This window comes from Streptococcus sp. Marseille-Q3604 (assembly GCF_916619785.1).
In the GTDB taxonomy this organism is placed as follows: domain Bacteria; phylum Bacillota; class Bacilli; order Lactobacillales; family Streptococcaceae; genus Streptococcus.
In genome coordinates this window covers 1-19,550 of the sequence record NZ_CAKAKM010000003.1, presented here as the reverse complement: position 1 = coordinate 19,550, position 19,550 = coordinate 1, and the positions used below count along the sequence as shown (strand labels likewise).

The window sequence follows — 19,550 nt, the reverse complement described above, 5'->3', positions numbered from 1 at the left end:
GAAGGTCGCTGACGACCGTACTCACCTAAGGAAAGTCTTAGAAAAATTTTTCTTCTACATAAAAAAAGAGCCTCTCGGCTCTTTTCATTTTAAATCGCAAACAAATCGTTTAGGTTCTCAGCCATAGTTGGGTGAGTGAAAATTTGTTTAGCTAAATCTGTGTATGGAATGTGATGATTCATAGCTAGGGTAATTAGATTGATAATTTCATGAGATTCTTGACCAAAGAGGGTCACACCCAAGATTTCCTTAGTTTCAGGATTTACCACAGCTTTGAAGGCACCACGCAAATCACCATTAACATGACCACGAGGCATGCCAGCAACTGGAAGTTCCTTGACAGCAACCGGTCCACCTGCTGCTCTGGCTTGCTCTTCAGTAAGACCAACTTGAGCTAAAGGTGGGTTGAGGAACATAGCAGTTGGAACAGCTCCACGTGTTTCAAGGTTATAGCTGCCATCACCAGTTAGGTAATTAAAGACAATACGGAAATCGTCTAGTGAGATGTAGGTAAATTGAAGGCCACCATTAACATCACCCACTGCAAAGACACCAGGAACACTTGTTTCCAAATGTTTATTGACCTGGATACCACCGCGCTCAGTCAAGGCGATATCAGTATTTTGCAAGTGAAGAGGTTCGATATTAGGCTTGCGTCCTGTCGCATAGAGGAGTGCATCAAAACGGAACTCGCCTTTGTCAGTAACAACGACAACTTCATCACCGTCATTTTTCACTTCAGAAGTTTTAACACCTTGCTCAAAGACAATGCCGTCCTCTTCCATGTATTCCTTGGCCAACTTAGCAATAGATGGCTCTACACGTGGCAAGAAGCTAGTCGCTGCATCCAAAACAGTCACTTGGCTTCCCAAACGGTTATAAAGGCCAGCAAATTCAAGACCGATATTACCACCACCTAAGACACCTAAACGTTTTGGCAAGGCTTCAAGGGTTTGAATACCAGTTGAATCGTAAACATGCTTAGTTGTTGTCAAGCCAGGAATAGGCAAGACATTAGACACGGCACCTGTATTGATGACAATAGTCTCAGCTGTTAGCTCTTGGCGATCATCACCAGCCACTACTTCAATAACCTTATTTGACACAAAATGTGCCTCTGCATCAATGACATCAACGCCATTGTCTGCCAACATTTTATAATTCTTAGCATTAAGACGACCAGTCACTGCACCACGTTCCTTCATGGTATCGTCAAATGACCAGCCCTTCTCAGCCGCAACAATCATAGTCTTAGTTGGGATACAAGCAATATTAATGCAAGTACCACCATACATCGCTTTACTGCGCTCGATGACAGCAACTTTCTTACCAGCTGCATTCATCTTAGCAGCCAGAGTTTTACCGGCTTTACCGAAACCGATAACAATCAAATCATAGTTTAACATTTCTGTATCCTCCTATCTATCGCCATTCTATCATTTAATTTTTCAGACTGCACACAATTGAACCGGAAATAAAAAGAGGCTACAAGTTCCACTGTAACCCTTTTCTCATTCTATTTTAATAGGTTTCTATCAGTCCACTACCTGAGCATTCTTTCGCAGAAATTCTAATATCATTTTATTAAATTGCTTACTTTCAATAAAGGCCGCGTGCCCCAGTTTGCTAAATTCATAATAGGAAGCATTTGGAATGCTATTTGCAAGTTCCCTTGCACCATCCACTCCCAGAACCAAATCATTTTTAGCTCCCAAGACAAGAGTCGGGCAGGTAATTTTATCAAGGGACTTATGGCAATCAAACTCAAGAATAGAGTTGGCTAAACGGACAAATCGTTCTTGTTTTTCAACACTCACAGTCTTCAAGAATAGTTTATTAATCACATATAATTTCTTTAAAATAGGAGACGAAAATGTTTTACACATTGAATCCTTATTGAGCTTAGCCATCTCACCATTTTTAGCCATCTCAATCCATCCTCTGATGGTTTCTCTACTAATAGCATTATTTCGAGAGAATGTCAGAGCTAACACCAGACTAGTCACCTTTTGAGGATACTTGATAGCAAACAGCTGAGCAATCATACCACCTTGTGATATGCCTATGATAGAGGCATTAGCAATATGAAATTCTTGTAAAGAATGGTAGAGGTCATCAGCCATATTTTCAATTGAAATACCTTCTTCGATATGGTCCTTTCTATCAAAAATATAGACCTTATACTCCTTAGCGTATCGATAAAATAGCGAGTAAATGGCAAGGTTGGACATATCACCTAATCGTTGCAAACTTAATCCCGTAATGATAATAAGAGTTTTGTCTCCCTTACCAAAAGTGACATAATCTACACCTGGGTCCGACAAATGATTTCTTTGAATGCTAAACATTATCTACACACTTTCATTGTAAGATTTAAGTATTATCATGCGTCCGGGGCATTATTTGATGCTATGATGATAATACTTACCAAGACAACAAAGGTAACTTGCCAAAGAATGAAGGCCATGAAATCCCCACCTTTAAAAATAAGTAGGTCACAAACTAAAATAGCCAACAGCACAGCATTTTTTCTAAAAAGTTGGTCACAGTTTTTCCAAAAAGTCTCAAAAGAAATATTGGCTCCTATCTTACGAACAAGCTTCACATGATAAATAATCTCAACCAGGGATGCCACAACTACTGTAGTTAGCAGTTCAGTCAAAGAGACATCCATACGAAAACCAAAATAAAGAACGACAAGTTGAGAGAAAATAATTGCTGTGATCACACGAATATGGTTGGCCATGATAAAACCTCCTAATGGCAAGCATGAATAAAATATATTATAGATACTCATTACTGCCCTTATTATTTCTACTCATTATAGCATAAAATAAGACCAAAATTAGAAAACTTTCATCCTTTGCGAGAACTTGCCCATCAACTAACAAAAAAATGATTCACTTCTTATCTCAGACCACAAAAAAAGAGCCAACCAAATCATGGTGCGACTCCTCTTTGTTTATGCTAAATAATCTATTTATGCCAATTCGTCAATTGATGTATATTCTCTGTTTAGACCCTTTGCAACTGGTTTGCTGGTGATATGACCTTGGTAGGTTGTAACCCCTTGACGAAGACCTTCGTCGTCGTTAATTGCCTTTCTGAATCCTTTTCCTGCAAGGGCTTCGATATAAGGCAAAGTGACGTTGGTAAGGGCAATAGTTGATGTACGTGCCACAGCTCCTGGGATATTGGCAACGGCATAGTGAAGAACACCATGTGTTTCATAAACAGGCTCATCGTGAGTGGTCACGCGATCCGCAGTTTCAACAACCCCACCTTGGTCAACGGCAACGTCCACAATAACTGAACCTGGACGCATTTGTTTAACCATATGGTCAGTAACAAGTTTTGGTGCTTTTGCCCCTGGGATAAGAACTGCACCGATAACCACGTCAGCATCACGAACACTCGCTTCAATGTTGAGCGGATTTGACATCAGTGTTTGAATTTGGCTACCAAAGACCTCTTCAAGGACAGACAAACGTTTGGCACTGATATCAAGGATAGTCACTTGAGCTCCAAGTCCAAGGGCGATACGGGCTGCATGTGTCCCTACGACACCACCCCCGATAATAGTTACTTTACCTTTAGGAACACCAGGCACACCACCTAGGAGAACACCTGAACCACCCTCTTGTTTAGTCAAGAAATGTGCACCGATTTGAACAGCCATACGGCCTGCTACTTCACTCATTGGAACCAAAAGTGGTAGGTGACCTTCTTGGCTACGTACGGTTTCGTAGGCCACACCTGTTGTCTTGGCATTGACCATAGCATCTGCCAATTCTGGAGCTGCTGCCATGTGCAAGTAGGTAAAGAGTAAGAGATCCTCACGAAGGAAGCCATATTCTGCAGCAAGAGGTTCTTTAACCTTAACCACGAGTTCAGCTGCCCATGCTTCAGCAGCAGTTGCAACAATTTTGGCACCTTGTTTTTCGTAGTCTGCATCAGTAAAGCCAGATCCAAGACCTGCATTGGTTTCAATGAGGACTTCATGACCTTTAGCTACAAGACTTTGCACCCCAGCAGGCGTTAGAGCCACACGGTTCTCGTTATTTTTGATTTCTTTTGGAATACCAATTAACATACGTTTCTCCTTATTCGGAAGTTATAAGGTAAAACATCATAAAGATGACTTAACCACTTCCTATCTATTTTTTAAAATGATAACGCTTTCATTTTATCTAAAAAGCTCAAAAATAGCAAGTAAAAAATTCTCACCCCTTTTAGGTCCTGAAATCTTACTTCGAAAATACGACAAAAGAACCCAACCAATCGGCTGGGTTCTTAAGTGTAAACTAAATGATCAAAAGAATATTTCTACTTAGGCACTTCCTCCTTTTCAATTTCAAAAGTGGTATCAATTTAAAGTCCTAAAACCTTATTTAAAACTCTTAACAAAATAATAAAAGAGTCCTTGGTCTGCTAATTGCTTATGTCCCAACAGAAACTCAGGATGCCACTGAACACCTATAAATGGAGCGTCAGTGAAACTCTCAACTCCCTAACAGGGTTTTCATTACTGGTAATACCGATTAAGGGAATGGTTATTTTTATTGCTCCTTAAAATAGTCAAGTAGAAAGAGGGCGTTTTCCACATAGTAATTCACAGCTATTGGCAAGGCCTCGTCTTTCACAAGGAAATCATCATGGTGCCAGTCTGGTGCATTCTCTTCACCATTTGAGCCAACAAAGGCAAAGACTCCTGGTATTTCCTTTTGATAAGCCGCAAAGTCTTCGCCCCCTGTTGATGGCAAGGTTTCAATCACTTCTGCGAAGGCCTTAGAATTTTCAAAGATGAGAGGTGTGAGCGTCTGGTCATTGTAGGTCACATAAGGTGAATTACCCCAAGTAATGTCAACTTGAGCACCGAACTGGTCTGCTGTCGCCTGAACGACCTTTTCAAAACGAGCAATGACATCTTCACGAACCTTAGGCTCAAAGGTACGAATCGTTCCTTCGAAAAAGCCTGCTGCTGGAAGAACATTCCAAGTATTTCCAACTTCGATATGAGTAACCGACAATACTGCTGATTCAAAGGGCGATACCGTACGAGCTACAATCTGCTGTAAATTGTTGATGATAGTCGTAGTAACCAAGACCGTATCTACACCCAAATCAGGACGAGCCGCATGGGAAGAAACACCCTTAACATCAACCCTAAACTGCTCCACACCAGCCATGATGGCCCCCGAACGAAGACCAATCTGACCAGGTTTCAAGTGAGGATTATTGTGATAACCGATGATAGCTGACACACCCTCAATACCGCCCGCTTCAATGACCTGATAGGCCCCTTGGAAGTTTTCCTCAGCTGGTTGGAAAATCAATCGAACGGTCCCCTTAAGCTCTGCTTCTCTTTCTTTTAAAAGCTGAGCGGCTCCAAGTAGAGAGGTTTGGTGAAAGTCATGACCACAAGCATGCATAGCCCCATTATCGCTGGCATAAGGAAGTCCTGTCTTTTCCTTAATCGGTAGGGCATCAATATCAGCACGCAAAGCAATAATCGGATGACCTGACCCAATCTCAGCGATGAGTCCCGTCTTCAAGGGATAATTTAAAGGCTCAATACCTAGATTTTTCAAATAACCTTTCAAAAAGACTGTCGTCTCATGCTCCTCCTCAGAAACCTCTGGATGTTGGTGAATCTGATGACGTGTCTTTGCTAAATGATCGTAAAATGCTTCTGTCATAATGACCCTCCCTCTCTGATTAGTCTCGGATTGTCAATCCTTTTTTGAAACTCTCAATCGAATTGATTCCATCATACCACCAGAAGCGACACTTGAGAAATCAAAAATACTTATAGTATTCCATAAGTATTTCTTATACCTCTAAAAAACACTGTCATTATAGGTATTGTAGTATAAAGACTAGCGATAAGATAGGCTTATCAGGTGATTGAAAGTTCCTATCGCACCTTAAGCCACATAGGGCTACTAACCCAAATAAGTACGCAAGATTGTTTTTTCCGCTTCAGTCAACGTACGGTAGGAACCTACTGCCATCCCTTCATCAAGCTTAAACTCTCCGAAAGAGATACGCTTAAGATAGGTCACCTTGACCCCATAAGCTAAAAACATCTTTTTCACTTGATGAAACTTGCCTTCTGAAATCGTGATTTTAGCGCAACTTTTATCACTTGCAGAACGTAAAACTTCCAGCTGAGCTGATTGACAAACAGTACCATCCTCAAAGACAACACCTGACTCAAAAAATGAAGGTGCATCAGGCCCAAGAATATCATTGACCTCAACATAATAAGTCTTAGCTACATGATAGCGGGGGTGAAGCATGGCAAAGCCCAGAGGCCCATTGTTGGTAATCAGCACCAAACCCTCCGTGTCTCTATCCAATCGGCCCACAGGATAAAGACCGTCTCGCTGATCTTCAGGCTTAATCAAATCAATGACTGTCTGGTGTTCCTTGTCCTTTCGAGCTGACACTACACCTGCTGGCTTATTCATGAGATAGTAAACTTCTGGCGTATGCTCCAGTTCCTTACCAGAAACCGTGATAGTTTGAAGACTAGCATCCACATTAAGATTATCTCGATCCGCCAAGACACCATCCACATATACCTGACGACTACGAATAAGCTTCTTAACCTGATTTCGAGAACCGAAGCCTGCCTGTCCTAATAATTTGTCTAAACGCATAACCTTATTGTACCACGGATAAGCCTGGTCTAGCAGACTAAAAAAGGAGGACAGAAGAAAGGTCTCAAATGAACGCTTGATAAAACAAAAAGTCTACCTTAAAAGATAGACTTATCACATTATTAAGACTTACACATTCACGTGGAAGATATGCCCGACCAAGAAGGTCACAAGCATGGTCAAGAGTCCTACTGTCAAGTTACGCAACATCGCTTGTTTAACAGGTGCTTTTCCAAGCTTGGCACTGATATAACCAGTCAAGAGCAAGGTGAGGGCAACCACGACCACTGTTACAGGAATACGGTAAGGCTCCGGGAACAGCATGATAGCTAGTGCTGGTGGCAAGGAACCAACTGAAAAAGCCAGGAAACTAGATACAGCAGCATGCCATGGATTAGTAATTTCATCCAAATCCACCCCATATTTTTCCTCAACTAAGACCTTAATCGGATTCTTATTGAAGGCTTGATTAACCTTAACTTCAGCTGCTGTTTCGCAATCCCCCTGACTGAGGAAGGTTTGATACAAACTCTCTCTAGCTGCCTCAGGAGAGCGGTCCAAGAGGGCTTGTTCCTTAGCGATAGCAGCTTCTTCAGTATCTTTTTGCGTTGACACACTGACATATTCGCCACCTGCCATCGAAAAGGCACCGGCAAAAATCGCTGACAAGGCAGAAATCAAGATGAACCAGATGTTTGATGTCGCACTGGCCACACCGATAACCACTCCCGCAATGGAAATGATACCATCATTAGCCCCCAAAACACCAGCTCTTAAAATATTTAAACGTTCTGCAAAATTCTTATCTTCCAATTCTCTTACTCCTTATTTAGAATGATTCTAAAAAGTATTATAGCAGTTATTTAGAATGATTACAAATAAGAAGTTTGAAAAGTAGAATTTTTAAGGTTTACTCCAGTCACACGCAAACTCCAAAGCTAATAAAGCTACCTTGTCCTTTTCATCCAAGTCCATATGATTCATCAAGTTACGGGCATCCCAATTACCTTCAGAAAGGTGGTCCGCAGCATAGAAGAAATGGCAGATGTCAACACCTCTAAACTTTGCTAAAGCTGCAACTGCAGAGCACTCCATATCCACACAAATGGCCCCTGCTGCCTTTCGAGCTTTGAGTTTAGCACTCGTCTCACGGTAAATACCATCAGTTGTCCAGACCTTGCCTTCCTTATGAGGAATCTGACGCTCATTGAGATAGGAACGAAAACAATCTAAAACACCCACATTTACCGCAATCTCATTGCTAGCTTCCACATAGTGAAAACTCGTTCCTTCATCTCTAAGAGCATGACTAGGGATAATAATAGAAGTCTCTTTAATATCTTCATCAAGCACCCCACAAGTCCCAAAGAGCACCAGTTTATCAGTTCCCAAAGCAAAAATATCCTCTAAAATAGCCACACAGGCAGAGGCACCTACAGGTGCATTAAAAAGAGCCAACTCCTGCTCATCAATAACAAGCTTATATATCGGAATAGCCACATTCGCCATGGACGTTTCATAGATAAGTTCATGAGGAAACATCTCAAGCATTCGTTGAAAGGTCGAACGAGAAAAACAGGATACAGCTATTTTAGGAAACCCCTCAAGAGGCTCATTCAAGTCCTCGGGATTGATAATCGCTTGTCTATTATCATCAAATTCAGTTAGTAGCATACGTGACCTCCTTAGTTTTAGGACCCATTATAACACAAAAAAACAGACCAAAAAGAACGGTCTGATTCTCTCACTATCTATTCTTCATTTTCCAAATCGTCTAGCTGTTTTTCAAGACGTCTTCTCTCATATCTTCCCAATGCAGCAATAGCCCAATTCATAAAAAAGACAAAGGGAGCATACAACATATAAGTAACTACCCAAGCCATGAGATATCTAGGATCCAATGGATTATTATGATAGACATTGTGGTATGACTGATAGTTAACTATCATTATTTTAAGGATGATAAGCCCAGTCACCAGTAAACAACCTAGGACTGTCATACTCGAACCTCCAAAAGCACTTACAGCAAGACGTTCAGCTCTATAAATAGACCAAACCCATGCAATTAATATTGGAAAAGTTAAGTAATTAGAAGTGATGACACCATTGTTAAAGAGGGAGCCATAAAGTAAGCATACAAGCGTCCCTGCAATCATTATGTAATAGCATTCGGCAGCAACTTTATTAGTTAGAGCTTCTTCGCGTTCATCTGTAACCTCATTATTAATTAGTTTGAATTTCATCATCTTTACTTCCTTCCTAATTCTCCCAAAACAGTTGATCCAAGGTCCTGTCCAGTGTCTTGCAAATGGCAATGCATAAGGCTAGGCTGGGATTGTACTTTCCGGCTTCAATCAAACCTATGGTTTGTCTTGTTGCACCTACAGCTTCTGCCAAGTCACCCTGGGTCATATCATGCTCTACTCGAGCTGCTTTTAAACGTAAATTCTTTGCCACATGCCCCTCCTTTACATCATATCTGATATTATCGTCGACATCAATTAGATTCACCATCTGTTTTCATCTTAATTATACACTATATATTTCTAATTGCAATATATATATGTCATTATTTTAGAAATAAATTGCAAAATAAAAAACCGAGATTGCTCTCAGCTTTTTCACTCTTTAAACTTAGGCAGGTGTTACATCCAAGCTCTCACCAATAGCCGCAAGGCGTGCGACAACCTCTTCTTGGCTCAAACCATTTTCAGAGACATAGCGATTACGTGGGTGAACACGGCATTCATGTGAGCAGCCACGGAGGTATTTATCTTCATTTTCCTCTGAGGCAAGGATACGACGGTTACAAAATGGGTTACCGCAGTTGACATAGCGTTCGCAAGGCGTCCCATCGAACCAATCCTTACCGACAACGACAGGGTCTACATGGTTGATATCAACGGCAATACGCTCGTCAAAGACATACATCTTACCATCCCAAAGCTCCCCTTGAACCTCTGGATTTTTTCCGTAAGTGGCAATTCCACCGTGCAATTGACCAACATCTTTGTAGCCTTCACGGACCATCCAACCTGAGAATTTCTCACAGCGGACACCACCAGTACAGTAAACAACCACGCGCTTATCCATGAACTCTTCTTTATGGTCGCGAACCCATTGTGGCAATTCACGGAAATTGCGAATGTCTGGACGAATGGCTCCACGGAAGTGGCCAAGGTCATACTCATAGTCGTTACGTGTATCGAGGACAATAGTGTCCTCATCTAAAAGAGCGTCTTTAAACTCTTTTGGTGACAAGTAGGCACCCGTTGTTTCAAGTGGATTGATGTCGCTGTCAAAGTTATCATCCTCTAAACCAAGGTGAACGATTTCCTTCTTGTAGCGAACAAACATCTTCTTGAAGGCTTGCTCCTCTTCCTCATCAATCTTGAACCAGAGGTCCTCCATCCCTGGAAGGCTGTGAACGTAGTCCATGTATTTTTGAGTGGTTTCATAGTCACCAGAAACCGTTCCATTGATTCCCTCGTCAGCGACCAAGATACGTCCTTTCAGACCGATTGACTTACAGAAAGCCAAGTGGTCAGCCGCAAATTGCTCAGCATTTTCGATGGGAAGGTATTTATAATAAAGCAATACTCGAATAGGTTTTGCCATTGTATGTCCTCTTTCTTTATGAAATATCTATATCTGTTGTTTGATAGTCAAAGTCAACTTAACTATTATAGCGCTATCAAAGAGGGCTAAGCAATTGATTTGCTTGGAAGTGACTTTTCACAAAAGAAAAAGGCTGAGCGCCAAATGCCTCAACCTGAGTTTAAATAACTTAACTTCTTATTACCTTTTCCATAGGTCTCCCCTTAGCCAGCTCATCTACTAGCTTATCCAGATAGCGAATATCTTGCATAAGAGGTTCTTTAATTTCGGTCAACTTAACCCCACAGATGGATCCCGTAATCAGATGACGCTTAGGATTGAGGGCAGGAGCTTGACGAAAGAAATCTCCGTAACTAACTTCAAATGATAGAGCCTCCTCAATAGTCGTTGACGAATAGCCGGTCAACCACGTAGTTACCTAATCCACCTCTGCTCGACTCCTGTCTTTCCGCTCTGCCTTGGCCACTAGCATAGGATAGACCTTTGAAAAGCTCATATTGTAAATTTTACGACTCATATTTTCTCCTACAATTTCGCTGCAGCAGCCTCATCTAAGATAAGAGTCACATCTGGATGATGTTGCAAGACACTGGCCGGTACTTCCTCTGTTACTGGACCCTTGACCATCTTGAAAATGGCATCTGCCTTCTTGTCACCATAGGCAAACAAAATAATCTTCTTGGCAGCCATAATGGAAGCAATCCCCATTGAAATAGCCTTTGTAGGAACTTGGTCTCGACTGGCAAAGAAACGGCTATTGGCTTCAATAGTGCTGTCAGTCAAGTCGACCACATGGGTTTGACTATCAAAAGGCGTACCTGGCTCATTAAATCCAATATGCCCATTACTTCCGATACCTAAGATTTGCAAGTCAATGACATGTTGGGATAGGATATCATCGTAATCCTTGGCCGCCTGTTCTAAATCTTCAGCCATGCCGTCAGGTAAGAAGCTCTCTTTAAATGGCTTGGCATCAAAGAGTTGAGCTTTCATAAAGGCATGGTAGCTCTGCTCATGGTCTGGTGCTAGTCCGACGTATTCATCCAAATTGACGCTGTAAAGTTCCGAAAAATCCACGTCACTCTCAACCATCTCTTGGTAAAGGGCGATAGGTGAACTACCTGTCGCCAATCCCAATGTCTGAGCACCCGCTGCAAGGCTCTCTTTAAGAAGATCAAAGGCAACTTTGCCTCCCTCAACTTGATTTTCAACTAAAATCTTTTTCATTCTATTCACCTCGATATTGGTATATACCATTTTTATTTATTATCTCTTTTTTTAACCTTTTTGTCAAGCGCTTTCACTCGATAAGTTTAATGACGGTCGCCCTATATCGTGCTATAATAAAAAGGCTGAACATTTTTAAACGAGGAAAGAAATGAATACAAACGATTTTGATTTTGAACTGCCAGAGGAACTGATTGCTCAAACCCCATTGGAACAACGTGATGCCTCTAAACTCTTGGTCATTGATCCTGTAACCAAGGAAATGACTGATACCCACTTCGACCACATCATTGACCAGCTTAACCCTGGAGATGCCTTGGTCATGAACAATACACGCGTGCTTCCTGCCCGCCTCTACGGTGAAAAACCTGATACACACGGCCATGTGGAATTTCTCCTTTTGAAAAATACCCAAGGGGATCAATGGGAAGTATTGGCCAAACCAGCCAAACGCCTTAAAGTAGGTGCTAAAGTCAGTTTTGGCGATGGCCGCTTGACTGCCACTGTCACTGAGGAACTAGATCACGGTGGTCGAATCGTAGAATTTAGCTACGACGGTATCTTCCTCGAGGTTTTGGAAAGCTTAGGCGAGATGCCACTGCCACCTTATATCCATGAAAAATTGGAAGACCGTGACCGTTACCAAACGGTCTATGCCAAGGAAAATGGCTCCGCCGCTGCTCCAACAGCTGGTCTCCATTTCACACCTGAATTGCTTCAAAAGATTGAAGCCAAAGGCGTAAAATTGGTCTACCTCACCCTCCACGTTGGACTGGGAACCTTCCGACCTGTTTCTGTTGAGAATGTCGACGAACATGAGATGCACTCAGAGTTTTACACCCTCAGTCAAGACGCTGCCGATACCCTTAATAGCGTCAAAGCCGCTGGAGGCCGCATCATTGCAGTAGGAACTACTTCAATACGAACACTTGAGACAATCGGCAATAAATACGATGGTCAACTCCAAGCCGACTCAGGCTGGACTAATATCTTTATCAAACCAGGCTACCAATTCACAGTCGTAGACGCCTTTTCAACCAACTTCCACCTTCCAAAATCAACTTTGGTCATGTTGGTTTCAGCCTTTGCTGGCCGTGAATTTGTCCTCGATGCCTACAAACACGCCGTCCAAGAACGCTACCGCTTCTTCAGTTTCGGAGATGCCATGTTCGTCACACGACCTGCTGAGAAATAAATATTAATTTTGAGACTTCTCTCACTGGGGAAGTCTCTTTTATTGCTCTTTAAAATCAGCAAAAATCCACCAGTTATGAACTGATGGATTATTTTGTTTATTTCTCTGCAAACTGGCTATTATACAAATCGTAATAGAAGCCTTTATCTGCAAGAAGGGATTCATGGTTCCCTTGTTCGATGATTTGACCATCTTTAAGGACCAAAATCTTGTCTGCTTCTTGGATAGTTGATAAACGGTGAGCGATGACAAAGCTTGTTCGACCCTGCATAAGAGTTTTCATGGCTTTTTGAATCAAGAGTTCCAAACGGGTATCAACTGATGAGGTTGCCTCGTCCAAAATCAAAATTTTCGGATCAGCCAAAAGCGCACGCGCAATGGTCAAAAGTTGCTTTTGTCCCAGTGAAATGTTACTTGATTCCTGGTTCATTTCCATGTTGTAACCGCCTGGTAGAGTACGGATAAAGTGGTCCACATTGGCAGCCTTAGCGGCTTCAACAATTTCTTCATCAGTTGCCTCAAGATTACCAAAGCGAAGATTTTCCTTGATAGTTCCTTCAAAGAGCCAAGCATCCTGAAGCACCATACCAAACTGTTTACGATAATCCTGACGTGATAAGTTACGAATATCATGACCATCTACCGAGATAGAACCAGCCGTCACATCATAGAAACGCATGAGAAGATTGATAATCGTTGATTTTCCGGCACCAGTTGGGCCGACAATAGCGACCATTTCACCAGGATTGACTTCAAGATTAAAGTCACGAATCAAAGGTTTATCGGCCACATACTGGAAGTCCACATGCTTAAAGCTAACTTGACCCGTCAAATCTCCTTCAAGCACTTCAGTAGCATCATTAGCCTCGTCTGGTTCATCCATGAGTTGGAAAATACGGTCCAAAGAAGACTTAGCACTCTGCAATTGTCCAGCTAACTGAGTCAAGTTCTGAATAGGTTGATTAATCTGCCAAACGTACTGAACAAAGGCCTGCATATTACCAATCGTCAAGCGACCAGCCAAAACTTGCAAACCACCTAGAACAGCGACAATGAGATAGGTCAAGTCAGATAAACCATTAAGTACAGGCATCATGAGGCCTGAAATGAAATTGGCCTTAAAACCTACCTTCTGAAGGTCTTCCGTAATCTCTTTAAAGTCGTCTAAAGATCTATCCTCACGGCCAAAAAGTTTAAGCACATTGAAACCAGTCAGATTTTCCTGAACAAAACCATTAAGAGTACCTAGAGCATCAGCCTGCTGCTTAAAGTAAGGTTGAGACTTACTCATGATAAAACGGGCACCAAAGAAAGTAATGGGAATAGTGATAACAACCACAGCTCCCAATTGAAGATTAAGGTAAAGCACTGTTCCTATAACTAAGACTAGAGTAAAGACGGCATTAACAATCTGCAAGAATGACTGCTGCAAGGCATTAGATACTGTCTCAACGTCACTAGTAAAGCGGCCCAAGAGGTCCCCAAACTGGTGCTTATCAAAGTATGACACTGAGGTACGATTGATTTTATCAGTCATCTCATTTCGCATATCTTGAACCGTTGCTTGCACAGCATTAGTCATGAAATAGTTGGAATAGTAGGCAGCCAACTCATAAATAAGACCACGCAAGAGATAAACAACCAGAACCAAACCAACATAGGATACATTGATATGGGCGCCTTCTACCTCCTTAATGATATCCAGCGTATTTTTGGTCAGCTCTGTAATAGCTAAACCAATGACTACGGGTTCAATGACACTCATGATGACACTAACAATTTTCAAGAAAATGGCTAGGTAAAGTGGGAAACGATAAGCCTGCAAGTATGACCAAAGACGGCCAAAACTTGAGGAATGATTTGTTTTCTTTTTATTATTCTTCATTTTGACCTCCTTCTAGTCCTCCGTAAGACTCTTTTGATTCAATTGTGAATTAGCAATTTCACGGTAAATGTCATTGCTTTCCATAAGCTCTTCATGACGGCCACGACCAACGATTTCACCTTCATCCAAAACAATGATTTGATCAGCATCCATGATAGTTCCCACACGTTGGGCTACAATCAGGACTGTCGCATCTTGAGTCACTTCTTTTAGACGACGGCGCAAGGTCGCATCAGTCTTGTAGTCCAAGGCAGAGAAGGAATCATCAAAGATATAAAGATCAGGACGTTTAACCACCGCACGTGCAATTGACAAACGCTGCTTCTGTCCACCAGAAAGGTTGCTACCACCCTCAGCCAAGTGAGAATCATAGCGTTCTTCCTTACTTTCGATAAATTCCTTGGCTTGAGCCACATCAGTAGCTTGATTCAATTCTTCATGACTGGCATTTTCCTTACCATAACGGATATTTTCACCGATAGTCCCTGTAAAGAGTAGGGCTTTTTGTGGAATAAAGCCAATCTTACGACGAAGAGCCTTAAGATTGTAGTCACGGACATCTACACCATCAACAAGAATGCGTCCAAGTGTTACATCATAAAAGCGTGGAATTAACTGTACAAGTGATGATTTTCCTGAACCCGTAGACCCAATAAAGGCAATGGTTTCACCAGGTTTTGCCTTGAAAGAAATGTTGTGTAGGACAGGACTTTCAGTTTCACCGGGATAGGCAAAGGTCACATTGTCAAATTCCAAATATCCCTTAGTCTCGGTTTCTGTCACGCCATCTTCATTTGGATTGATAGAAATCGGCATGTCCATAATTTCCTGCAGACGTTCACTAGACACCGCTGTACGAGGATACATGGTAAAGAGATTGGCTAGGAAAAGGAAAGACAATAGTGCATGGAAGCTGTACTCAATAAAGGCAACCAAGTCACCGATAGCCAAACTTCCAGAGCCTAATGGCTCAAGGGCAAACCAAACAATAGCCACAATCATAGCGATGATGATTTGCACAAAAAGTGGCTCGGTCAAACCAGTCAATTTGAAAAGTTTGTTTGAATTATCCGCATAGACAGCATTTTCAGAAGCGAACTTCTTCTCTTGAAAATCTTCTCTAGCGAAAGCACGTATGACACGAAGTCCAGTCAGATTTTCACGAGCATACTGGTTAATCTTGTCGAGAGTTGCCTGTTGCTTTTCAGAAAGCGGACGCGTTTTTACCGCCACATACCAGACAACTACGGCTAGGAAAGGTAAGGAGATTGCCACAATCCAAGCCAAAGATGGACTTGTCGTCAAAATCAAGAAGACACTGGAAACCATCATCAAAGGAGTGATAACCCCTAGCTTAAGAACCTGATCCGCAAACTGCATAAGCACAAAAGCATCTGATGTGATACGAGTCACCAAAGAGGATACCCCAATCTGCTCATACTCGTGGTGGGAATACTCCTGAAGCTTAGCATAAATGTCATTACGCATGACTTGCACCATAGTAGTGGTCAACTTACCAACTGCATAGGACAGAAGTATACGACCAACAATCCCAGTCAAAACTACACCAAACATGACCCAAGCATAAGCGTAAAGCTTATCAACATCACCACGGTTTATTCCCTCATCAATCATTCTGGCAAGAACCGTCGGCAAACCCAAGTTAGCAATAACAAATAAAATGGCTGCCGTAAAATTCATTGCTAGCCACTTAGGATAACGTCTGAGATAAGACCAAATATAAGCCATAAATTTCTCCTTTTCTTTTTAGCATTTACCATGCCTTTAAGATTTTTATAGTTATTTACAACCACTAAAGCCGTAAAAGACACAGAAAAAGGGCGTGACAAGCACGCACATCACCTACATTCTAACAAATGAAAATATTAAAAGCAATAGAAAAAACCAGAGCTGATGCCCTGGTTTTCTTTATTAAGCGACTTGATATGTTCACGGATAAAAAGAGGTTCACCAAGTTCCTGCTCCAAATCTTTTAACTGACGACTGAGTGTCGGCTAAGTAATCATCAGCTTCTCAGCTGCCTTGGAGATACTCCCCTCCTCAGCAATAGTAATAAAATAACGAAGCACTCTTAACTCCATGCCATCCTCCTAATTTTCCTCATAAGATTTAAACGGTTGATTCTTCTCAGGATATCGGTCTGGTGTAATGGCGAGTCCCATTTGCTCTTTTTCGTGATATAACTCTTTCATAAGCGACCACATCATCAACACTAGTACTATGGAAAATGGAAAAGCCACAATAATGAGCGTGTTTTGTAAAGCTGTCAATCCACCAGAAAACATGAGTGCAATAGCAATCAAGGCCAGCATGACACCCCAAATCACCTTTTTACGATTACTTGGATTTAGATTGCCATCTTCAGACAACATGGCCAAAACATAGGTGGCAGAATCCGCCGAGGTCACAAAGAAGGTTAAAACTAAAGTAATCGCCAGGACTGAAAGGACACTTCCCAGAGGATATTCATTAAAAGAGGCAAAAAGAATTTCTTCTGTGGCAAAACGTATCAAATTAACCCCCGAATCTTGTAGTGAAGTAGATAAGGTACCAAAAGCAGAAAACCAGATAAAACTAAGGACTGTTGGTGCCAAAAGCACTACTGTCAAAAATTCGCGAATAGTCCGACCTTTTGAGATACGGGCAATAAAGACGCCCACAAAAGGTGACCAGGAAATCCACCATGCCCAGTAAAAAATGGTCCATTGGTTAATCCAAGCCCGCTTGGTCTCATCAAAAGCCGCCGCCCGAAAACTCATACGGAAGAAGTTTTGAAAATAAAGGCCGATAGAGTCTGTCATGGTGTCAAATATCTTAACCGTTGGCCCCAAAACTATGACTCCAGCAAGCAAGACAATAGCTAAAATCAAGTTTGTATTAGATAGGATTTTAACACCCTTTCCTAAACCTGATAAGGCAGAAATAAGAAAAAGAATTGTCGCAATGATGATAATGATGACTTGCACAAGACTATTATTAGGAATACCAAAGACATAGGAGAGACCACCATTGATTTGTGAGGCACCAAAGCCGAGCGTTGTCGCTACCCCAATCACTGTCGCAATAATGGTGATGGTATCGATAATGGTTGCTATTGGTCCGTCCGCATATTTTCCAAAAAGAGGCTTAAAGACGACTGAGAGCTGATATTTCTCCCGTTTACGAAAGCCAAAATAAGCCAAAGACAATCCCACCAGGGCATAGACCGCCCAAGCATGAAATCCCCAGTGAAAAAAAGTAAAACGAAAAGCATCTGCGAGAGCATCCGCACTGCCTATTTCTGCATTGGGCGTCGAGATAGCAAAGTGACTCAAAGGCTCTGCTGCCCCATAAAAGACCAGACCAATCCCCATTCCAGCAGAAAACATCATAGCAATCCATGACGTCGTCGAATGCTCTGGCCGACTCGTGGGATTACCCAAGCGAATCTGCCCTATCGGACTTACAATTAAAAAGACACAAAAAATTAAAATCCCCGTAACCAATAACAAGTAAAACCAGCCAACACTAGTTGTTAAGAGATTTTTTAAGTAAAAACTAATATTTTGAAACTGCTGGGGAACAAAGAGCCCTAACAAGACTAAAATAAATATGATGACGAGTGAAAGCTGAAAAACTTTTGTTATTTTAGAATACTTCACCATTTTACCTCCTTATGTGTTCTTAGTTATAGAAAGTTTTTGAGAAAACTTAAAATTCTATATGGTTTCATTGTAACACAATTGTTTAATTTATACGTATAACAACCGAATACATCCAACATATTCGCACCGTATTCTTCAAATATTTGACTAATCTTTTGAGAAAGAGATCCCTTTTTCTTTTGCAATATTCTTGATTTTAGCTTTGAAACTATTAGCATTTGAAAATTTCACGACAAGACCTCCACATATGATTGTAGTTTTTCGGTTACTTTAAATAGTTGTGCATAGTGATACAACTTGGCATAATCAACAGCTCCTTTTTTAAAGTAAGCTTGAAAAGCTGGAGCAATAACTTGAATATCGACATGATAAGCTGTTCTCAAACACTCCACTAATGTTCGTTCCATATCATATACTGAGATAAACTGTCCAGCCTGTCGCTCCAGTCTAATAATACCGATTTCATGATACTTTCTAGCGACAATTGGCTTGACACCAGCTTCTTTCATTGGCCTCGTATTTGTCCCGAAAGGAAAAGTCATCACAGGCTCAAATGGAATGGTAAGGGACAGACCATGTAACCAAAGTGCTGTTTCTAAGGATGGAAAACGGTACTGTAAACTAAAATAGTCATCGATATAGGTATCTGGCAGATGATAGATACCTCTTTCAATTGATTCCACTTTCCCTTTTGAGACTAATTGATTCAGTTGTTGATAAGAAAAGTTAAGCTCTTCCATATCACGAAAAGTTATTACTCCATGATTATTTTTAATATAATTATAAACGGGTTTCTCTAACAAATCCGTATCACCACCTCCAAAACAATATGCTAACAAATCAAGTCATTGTTAGCATATCCTTTTTTATTTCGTCGTATACGCAAAACTCAAGTTACTATCCACTCCAGATAATTTACAGAAGGTATAGTTTGGATTGCCATTGTAATTGGTTTCGGAGATAAGGAATGAGCCATTTGGGTAGAGTTTTTCGACGAAAGCCACATGTCCGTATTCTGCTGGTGTGCCATGTCCTCCTCCCGCAAAGGAAATAATAGCTCCTGCTTGTGGACTTGTCGCCAAAATCAAAAAGACACTGGAAACCCTCATCAATCATTCTGGCAAGAACCGTCGGCAAACCCAAGTTAGCAATAACAAATAAAATGGCCGCCGTAAAATTCATTGCTAGCCACTTAGGATAACGTCTGAGATAAGACCAAATATAAGCCATAAATTTCTCCTTTTCTTTTTAGCATTTACCATGCCTTTAAGATTTTTATAGTTATTTACAACCAC

17 protein-coding genes and 3 pseudogenes are annotated in these 19,550 nt (G+C 41.4%); 1 reads left to right on the top strand and 19 read right to left on the bottom strand.

Going from position 1 to position 19,550, the window contains the following annotated elements; genetic code table 11:
• Window positions 1–89: 89 nt before the first annotated feature.
• The 13 genes and pseudogenes from LG375_RS09515 to LG375_RS09455 form a co-directional block, all read right to left on the bottom strand.
• Window positions 90–1,406 carry an FAD-containing oxidoreductase gene (locus LG375_RS09515; protein ID WP_013990967.1) on the bottom strand — a complete coding sequence of 439 codons (1,317 nt, stop codon included), beginning with the start codon at window positions 1,404–1,406 and terminating at the stop codon, window positions 90–92.
• Window positions 1,407–1,535: 129 nt separating this feature from the next.
• A complete protein-coding gene (locus LG375_RS09510) occupies window positions 1,536–2,348 on the bottom strand; it encodes an alpha/beta fold hydrolase (RefSeq protein WP_064524876.1) in 813 nt (270 codons plus the stop codon).
• Window positions 2,349–2,383: 35 nt separating this feature from the next.
• Complete coding sequence (locus tag LG375_RS09505) at window positions 2,384–2,746, bottom strand: hypothetical protein (protein WP_064524875.1); 363 nt, start codon at window positions 2,744–2,746, stop codon at window positions 2,384–2,386.
• A gap of 234 nt (window positions 2,747–2,980) precedes the next feature.
• Window positions 2,981–4,093, bottom strand: a complete 1,113-nt coding sequence (gene ald / locus LG375_RS09500) for an alanine dehydrogenase (protein WP_064521258.1) — start codon at window positions 4,091–4,093, stop codon at window positions 2,981–2,983.
• Between the two features lie 466 nt (window positions 4,094–4,559).
• Window positions 4,560–5,699, bottom strand: coding sequence for an amidohydrolase (locus LG375_RS09495; protein ID WP_064524873.1), 1,140 nt, complete (start codon window positions 5,697–5,699; stop codon window positions 4,560–4,562).
• A 246-nt stretch (window positions 5,700–5,945) separates the two neighbouring features.
• Complete coding sequence (locus tag LG375_RS09490; protein WP_064524871.1) at window positions 5,946–6,665, bottom strand: 16S rRNA pseudouridine(516) synthase; 720 nt, start codon at window positions 6,663–6,665, stop codon at window positions 5,946–5,948.
• A 129-nt stretch (window positions 6,666–6,794) separates the two neighbouring features.
• Window positions 6,795–7,478: a VIT family protein gene (locus tag LG375_RS09485; protein ID WP_002890291.1), complete on the bottom strand. Its 684-nt coding sequence runs from the start codon at window positions 7,476–7,478 to the stop codon at window positions 6,795–6,797.
• Between the two features lie 90 nt (window positions 7,479–7,568).
• Window positions 7,569–8,339, bottom strand: coding sequence for a nucleoside phosphorylase (locus LG375_RS09480; RefSeq protein ID WP_002885931.1), 771 nt, complete (start codon window positions 8,337–8,339; stop codon window positions 7,569–7,571).
• Window positions 8,340–8,416: 77 nt separating this feature from the next.
• Window positions 8,417–8,911, bottom strand: coding sequence for a DUF6773 family protein (locus tag LG375_RS09475; protein ID WP_064524869.1), 495 nt, complete (start codon window positions 8,909–8,911; stop codon window positions 8,417–8,419).
• Between the two features lie 13 nt (window positions 8,912–8,924).
• Window positions 8,925–9,122 (bottom strand): helix-turn-helix transcriptional regulator, encoded by a 198-nt coding sequence (locus LG375_RS09470; protein WP_045772022.1) that lies wholly within the window; start codon window positions 9,120–9,122, stop codon window positions 8,925–8,927.
• Window positions 9,123–9,299: 177 nt separating this feature from the next.
• Window positions 9,300–10,283: a rhodanese-related sulfurtransferase gene (locus tag LG375_RS09465; protein ID WP_064524867.1), complete on the bottom strand. Its 984-nt coding sequence runs from the start codon at window positions 10,281–10,283 to the stop codon at window positions 9,300–9,302.
• A gap of 169 nt (window positions 10,284–10,452) precedes the next feature.
• Window positions 10,453–10,800, bottom strand: a pseudogene (locus LG375_RS09460) (DUF2200 domain-containing protein).
• 8 nt (window positions 10,801–10,808) lie between these two features.
• A complete protein-coding gene (locus tag LG375_RS09455) occupies window positions 10,809–11,510 on the bottom strand; it encodes a glucosamine-6-phosphate deaminase (protein WP_060973334.1) in 702 nt (233 codons plus the stop codon).
• Between the two features lie 151 nt (window positions 11,511–11,661).
• Between LG375_RS09455 and queA the strand changes: the two genes are divergently transcribed.
• Window positions 11,662–12,705 carry a tRNA preQ1(34) S-adenosylmethionine ribosyltransferase-isomerase QueA gene (gene queA, locus LG375_RS09450; RefSeq protein ID WP_060973333.1) on the top strand — a complete coding sequence of 348 codons (1,044 nt, stop codon included), beginning with the start codon at window positions 11,662–11,664 and terminating at the stop codon, window positions 12,703–12,705.
• 97 nt (window positions 12,706–12,802) lie between these two features.
• On the opposite strand, the gene LG375_RS09445 is transcribed toward queA, so the two are convergent.
• The 6 genes and pseudogenes from LG375_RS09445 to LG375_RS09420 form a co-directional block, all read right to left on the bottom strand.
• Window positions 12,803–14,590: an ABC transporter ATP-binding protein gene (locus LG375_RS09445; RefSeq protein WP_225745706.1), complete on the bottom strand. Its 1,788-nt coding sequence runs from the start codon at window positions 14,588–14,590 to the stop codon at window positions 12,803–12,805.
• A 12-nt stretch (window positions 14,591–14,602) separates the two neighbouring features.
• The gene (locus tag LG375_RS09440; protein ID WP_037599682.1) at window positions 14,603–16,339 is read right to left on the bottom strand and encodes an ABC transporter ATP-binding protein; all 1,737 of its coding nucleotides are present in this window, start codon (window positions 16,337–16,339) and stop codon (window positions 14,603–14,605) included.
• A gap of 197 nt (window positions 16,340–16,536) precedes the next feature.
• Window positions 16,537–16,692 (bottom strand): annotated as a pseudogene (locus tag LG375_RS09435) (LysR family transcriptional regulator); the annotation flags it as partial.
• A 9-nt stretch (window positions 16,693–16,701) separates the two neighbouring features.
• Window positions 16,702–18,255 (bottom strand): BCCT family transporter, encoded by a 1,554-nt coding sequence (locus tag LG375_RS09430; protein WP_225745705.1) that lies wholly within the window; start codon window positions 18,253–18,255, stop codon window positions 16,702–16,704.
• A 227-nt stretch (window positions 18,256–18,482) separates the two neighbouring features.
• Window positions 18,483–19,094, bottom strand: coding sequence for a type IV toxin-antitoxin system AbiEi family antitoxin domain-containing protein (locus tag LG375_RS09425; RefSeq protein ID WP_037602032.1), 612 nt, complete (start codon window positions 19,092–19,094; stop codon window positions 18,483–18,485).
• A gap of 27 nt (window positions 19,095–19,121) precedes the next feature.
• Window positions 19,122–19,337: pseudogene (locus tag LG375_RS09420) on the bottom strand (CHAP domain-containing protein); the annotation flags it as partial.
• Window positions 19,338–19,550 lie beyond the last annotated feature (213 nt).

What these genes read in the sequence shown, in the direction of transcription:
- LG375_RS09430 (WP_225745705.1), bottom strand. Translation starts at nt 18,255, where the DNA reads ATGGTGAAGTATTCTAAAATAACAAAAGTTTTTCAGCTTTCACTCGTC.
- LG375_RS09440 (WP_037599682.1), bottom strand. Translation starts at nt 16,339, where the DNA reads ATGGCTTATATTTGGTCTTATCTCAGACGTTATCCTAAGTGGCTAGCA.
- LG375_RS09510 (WP_064524876.1), bottom strand. Translation starts at nt 2,348, where the DNA reads ATGTTTAGCATTCAAAGAAATCATTTGTCGGACCCAGGTGTAGATTAT.
- LG375_RS09465 (WP_064524867.1), bottom strand. Translation starts at nt 10,283, where the DNA reads ATGGCAAAACCTATTCGAGTATTGCTTTATTATAAATACCTTCCCATC.
- LG375_RS09480 (WP_002885931.1), bottom strand. Translation starts at nt 8,339, where the DNA reads ATGCTACTAACTGAATTTGATGATAATAGACAAGCGATTATCAATCCC.
- LG375_RS09515 (WP_013990967.1), bottom strand. Translation starts at nt 1,406, where the DNA reads ATGTTAAACTATGATTTGATTGTTATCGGTTTCGGTAAAGCCGGTAAA.
- LG375_RS09455 (WP_060973334.1), bottom strand. Translation starts at nt 11,510, where the DNA reads ATGAAAAAGATTTTAGTTGAAAATCAAGTTGAGGGAGGCAAAGTTGCC.
- LG375_RS09475 (WP_064524869.1), bottom strand. Translation starts at nt 8,911, where the DNA reads ATGATGAAATTCAAACTAATTAATAATGAGGTTACAGATGAACGCGAA.
- ald (WP_064521258.1), bottom strand. Translation starts at nt 4,093, where the DNA reads ATGTTAATTGGTATTCCAAAAGAAATCAAAAATAACGAGAACCGTGTG.
- LG375_RS09495 (WP_064524873.1), bottom strand. Translation starts at nt 5,699, where the DNA reads ATGACAGAAGCATTTTACGATCATTTAGCAAAGACACGTCATCAGATT.
- LG375_RS09490 (WP_064524871.1), bottom strand. Translation starts at nt 6,665, where the DNA reads ATGCGTTTAGACAAATTATTAGGACAGGCAGGCTTCGGTTCTCGAAAT.
- queA (WP_060973333.1), top strand. Translation starts at nt 11,662, where the DNA reads ATGAATACAAACGATTTTGATTTTGAACTGCCAGAGGAACTGATTGCT.
- LG375_RS09445 (WP_225745706.1), bottom strand. Translation starts at nt 14,590, where the DNA reads ATGAAGAATAATAAAAAGAAAACAAATCATTCCTCAAGTTTTGGCCGT.
- LG375_RS09505 (WP_064524875.1), bottom strand. Translation starts at nt 2,746, where the DNA reads ATGGCCAACCATATTCGTGTGATCACAGCAATTATTTTCTCTCAACTT.